1 pseudogene is annotated in these 647 nt (G+C 41.9%); it reads right to left on the minus strand.

What is annotated here, in order from left to right:
* Positions 1-16 precede the first annotated feature (16 nt).
* Positions 17-647, minus strand: a pseudogene (locus tag AB4185_RS08340) (IS630 family transposase); the annotation flags it as partial.

Genomic DNA, 647 nt, shown 5'->3' on the forward strand with positions numbered 1-647 from the left:
ATACCAATCCGGAAAATTAACTGATCAGGTCAATCCAATCTCTTGTACACATTTTTGTGACGCGATCTTTGCACTCAAGAAATCCATTCCAAGCGCTACAGACCTTCGAAACAATATCGTTATAATCAATGAAGTTTTGGTTTGCTAGATAGTGTTGCCTTAACCAACTCCACACTTGCTCTATAGGGTTAAGCTCTGGTGAGTATGGCGGCAATTTGATAATACTGACATTATCAAATGGGTTAGCAATATCATCGGTATGCCATCCTGCGCCATCCATTATTACCACTGAATGACGGTCTTTTTCTGTGACTTTAGATATCTGCTCTAGATGGTTTATCATGATGTCTTTGTTAACCCAAGGGACGACCATTGCCTCACCAATCCCTCTCGATGGGCACACTGAGCCAAACAAATAAGCGTATTCAAATTGCTGCTGTTTTACTACGCGAGGTCTCGTTCCACGAGTAGCCCAAAGACGTGTTGTTGTGTTCTGCTGACCAAACCTAGCTTCGTCTTGAAACCAGACATCAACACTCTCTAGCCCAATATGGCCGGGGATCTTAAGGATCGTTTCGATTTGGAATTTTTTTAAAATCGTCCTGTATTTGCTGTGATTGTTTAGGGTGTTTGGAACGAGAAGTTAT

Source organism: Vibrio sp. 10N.286.48.F5 (assembly GCF_041469785.1).
Classification (GTDB): domain Bacteria; phylum Pseudomonadota; class Gammaproteobacteria; order Enterobacterales; family Vibrionaceae; genus Vibrio; species Vibrio crassostreae_C.